Raw genomic sequence first — 4,075 nt, forward strand, 5'->3', positions numbered from 1 at the left:
GTCACCTTGTACTCGGGGCAATTGGTCGCCCAGTCGGAGTTGTCGGTGGTGATCACGTTGGCGCCCGACTCCGGGAAGTGGAAGGTGGTGTAGACCACGCCGGGCTGCATGCGCTCCGAGACGGTGGCGCGCAGCACGGTCTCGCCGGCACGGCTCTGGATGCCGACCCAGTCGTCTTCCTTGATGCCGCGCTCCTCGGCGTCGTGCGGATGGATCTCCAGCCGGTCCTCGCTGTGCCACTGGTTGTTGGGCGTACGGCGCGTCTGCGCCCCGACGTTGTACTGCGACAGGATCCGKCCSGTGGTCAACAGCAGCGGGAACTTGCGCGTCACCTTCTCGTCGGTGGCGACGTACTGGGTGATGATGAACCTGCCCTTGCCGCGCACGAACTTGCCGATGTGCATGGTCGGCGTACCGTCGGGCGCCGCGTCGTTGCACGGCCACTGGAGGCTGCCCAACTCATCGAGCCGCTTGTAGCTSACRCCGCTGAAGGTSGGSGTCAGTKCGGCGATCTCGTCCATGATCGCCTCGGGRCTCGCATAGTCCATCGGATAGCCSAGCGCCTGCGCGAGCTTCACCGTCACCTCCCAGTCGGCGTAGCCGGCCTTCGGCGGCATCACCTTGCGAACGCGCGAGATGCGCCGCTCGGCGTTGGTGAAGGTGCCGTCCTTCTCGAGGAAGGAAGAGCCGGGCAGGAACACATGCGCGTACTTCGCGGTCTCGTTGAGGAACAGGTCCTGCACCACGACGCACTCCATCGCCATCATCGCCGCGGCCACGTGCTGCGTGTTCGGGTCCGACTGCACGATGTCCTCGCCCTCGCAGTACAGGCCCTTGAAGCTGCCGGTCAGCGCGGCGTCGAACATGTTCGGGATGCGCAGACCCGGCTCCGGGCTGATCTCCACGCCCCAGGCGGCCTCGAAGGAAGCGCGCGTGGTGCTGTCCGACACATGCCGATAGCCCGGCAGCTCGTGCGGGAAGGAGCCCATGTCGCACGAGCCCTGGACGTTGTTCTGGCCCCGAAGCGGGTTGACCCCGACGCCTTCGCGCCCGACATTGCCGGTCGCCATCGCGAGATTGGCGATGCCCATCACCATCGTCGAGCCCTGGCTGTGCTCGGTCACACCGAGCCCGTAGTAGATGGCGCCGTTGTCCGCGTTGGCATAGAGGCGTGCGGCGGCCCGAAGCTCGGCGGCGGGGACGCCTGTCGAAGCCTCCATGGCCTCCGGCGAGTTCTCTGGCCGGGTGACGAACTCGCGCCATTCGCCGAAGGACTTCGGATCGCAGCGCTCGGCCACGAAGTCCTCGGCGACCAGGCCTTCGGTGACGATGACATGCGCCATGGCCGTGATCACCGCCACGTTGGTGCCCGGCTTCAATTGCAAGTGGTGCTCGGCGCGCACATGCGGCGACCTCACGATGTCGATGCGGCGCGGATCGACCACGATCAGCTTGGCGCCCTGGCGCAGCCGCTTCTTCATGCGCGAGGCGAACACCGGATGGCCGTCGGTCGGGTTGGCGCCGATCACCATGATCACGTCGGCCTTGTCGACCGAGGCGAAGGTCTGCGTACCGGCCGAGGTGCCGAGCGTCTGGCCGAGCCCGTAGCCGGTCGGCGAGTGGCACACGCGCGCGCAGGTGTCGACGTTGTTGTTGCCGAAGGCCGTGCGCACCAGCTTCTGCACCAGGTAGGTCTCTTCGTTGGTGCAGCGCGACGAGGTGATGCCGCCGATGGAATCCTTGCCGTACTTGCCTTGCAGCCGCTTGAACTCGCTCGCCGCATGGTTGAGTGCCACCTCCCAGCTGACTTCGCGCCAGGGGTCCGTGATCTTCTCGCGGATCATCGGCTTGAGCATGCGGTCCAGGTGCGTCGCATAGCCCCACGCGAAGCGGCCCTTGACGCAGGAGTGGCCTTCGTTCGCCTTGCCGTCCTTCCACGGCACCATGCGGACCACTTCGTTGCCCTTCATCTCGGCCTTGAAGCCGCAGCCGACCCCGCAGTAGGCGCATGTCGTGATCACGCTGTGCTCGGGCTGGCCGAGCCAGATCACGGATTTCTCCTGCAGCGTGGCTGTGGGGCACGCTTCGACGCAGGCGCCGCAGCTCACGCACTCGGATTCCATGAAGGGCTCGTCCTGGCCCGGCGACACGCGGGATTCGAACCCACGCCCGCTGATCGTCAACGCGAAGGTGCCCTGCGTTTCCTCGCAGGCGCGCACGCAGCGATTGCAGACGATGCACTTGGACGGGTCGTAGGTGAAGTAGGGGTTCGACTCGTCCTTCTGCTCCTTCAGGTGATTGGCGCCGTCGAAGCCGTAGCGCACGTTGCGCAGCCCCGTGACGCCCGCCATGTCCTGAAGCTCGCAGTTGCCGTTGGCCGAGCAGGTGAGGCAGTCGAGCGGGTGGTCGGAGATGTACAGCTCCATCACGCCCTTGCGCAGTTCCTGCAGCTTCGGTGTCTGGGTGGACACCTTCATGCCGGCTTCGGCCGGCGTGGTGCACGAGGCCGGGAAGCCCTTGCGCCCTTCGATCTCGACCAGGCACAGCCGGCAGGAGCCGAAAGGCTCCAGGCTGTCGGTCGCGCACAGCTTGGGCACCTGGATGCCCGCGTCGACGGCGGCGCGCATCAATGAGGTGCCGGCCGGCACGGTCACCTGGTTGCCATCGATCTCCAGCGTGACTTCGTGCGAGGATTCACGCTTGGGCGTGCCCCAGTCGGTTTCCTTGAGATGGTTCAGCATGTAGCGCTCCTGCTCTGTTCGGTCGAAGGGTTCACGCGGCTTCGCGGTCGGGGACGACCAGGCCGAAATCCTGCGGAAAATGATCCAGTGCCGAGAGCACCGGGAACGGCGTCATGCCCCCCATCGCGCACAGCGAGCCGTGCACCATGGTGTTGCAGAGGTCGCGCAGCAGGATGAYCTGCTGCGCCCGGTTCTGGTCGGCCCGGATCTTGTCGATCACYTCCACGCCGCGCGTCGAGCCGATGCGGCAGGGCGTGCACTTGCCGCAGGACTCGATCGCGCAGAACTCCATCGCATAGCGCGCGAGCTTCGACAGGTCGGCCGTGTCGTCGTGGACCACGATGCCGCCGTGGCCCACCGTGCCGCCGATGGCCGCATAGGCCTCGTAGTCGAGCGGCACGTCCCACTTCGATTCCGGCAGGTAGGCACCCAGCGGTCCGCCCACCTGCACCGCCTTGATCGGGCGGCCCGAGGCCGAGCCRCCGCCGTAGTCRTAGAGCAGTTCGCGCATCGTGACGCCGAAGGCCTTCTCCACCAGGCCGCCRTGCCTGATGTTGCCGGCCAGYTGCATCGGCAGCGTGCCGCGCGAGCGGCCGACGCCGAAGTCACGGTAGTAGGCTGCGCCGCGCGCCAGGATCGCCGGCACGCTGGCCAGCGTGATCACGTTGTTGATCAAGGTCGGCTGGCCGAACAGGCCCGTGATGGCCGGCAGCGGCGGCTTGGCGCGCACGATGCCGCGCTTGCCTTCGATGCTCTCGAGCAGCGCGGTYTCCTCGCCGCAGACGTAGGAGCCGGCACCCTTGCGCACTTCGAGCGCAAAGCGCTTGCCGGAGCCGAGGAYGTCCGYGCCCAGGAAGCCCGCCGCCTCGGCCMGGCGGATCGCCTCGTTCATCGTCGCGATCGCGTGCGGGTATTCGGAGCGCACGTAGACGTAGCCCTGGGTGGCGCCGGTGGCGATGCCGGCGATCGTCATGCCTTCGATCAGCATGAACGGGTCGCCCTCCATCGTCATGCGGTCGGAGAAGGTTCCCGAATCGCCCTCGTCCGCGTTGCAGACGACGTACTTCTGCGCGGCCTCCGTGGCGTGCACGGTCTTCCACTTGATGCCCGCCGGAAAGGCCGCACCGCCGCGCCCGCGCAGGCCCGAATCCAGCACCTGCTGCACGATGTCCGCGCTCGACATGTCGAGTGCCGCACGCAGTCCTGCGAAGCCCTCGTGCGCCTGGTAGTCGGCCAGCGACACCGGGTCGGTGATGCCCATGCGCGCGAAGGTGAGCCGCTCCTGCTTCTTCAGGTAGGGGATCTCGTCCGTCAAGCCATGGCCGAGCGCGTGT

At 67.1% G+C, this 4,075-nt stretch carries 2 protein-coding genes; both read right to left on the minus strand.

Annotated elements, in window-relative coordinates; genetic code table 11:
• A partial coding sequence (gene fdhF / locus AC1D3B_RS36035; RefSeq protein ID WP_478195449.1) for a formate dehydrogenase subunit alpha occupies positions 1-2,741 on the minus strand: 2,741 nt, incomplete at its 3' end.
• Positions 2,742-2,772: 31 nt separating this feature from the next.
• Positions 2,773-4,075 (minus strand): complex I 51 kDa subunit family protein (locus tag AC1D3B_RS36040; RefSeq protein WP_478195450.1); only part of this gene is annotated, 1,303 nt, incomplete at its 5' end.

Source organism: Variovorax sp. P5_A3 (assembly GCF_056400665.1).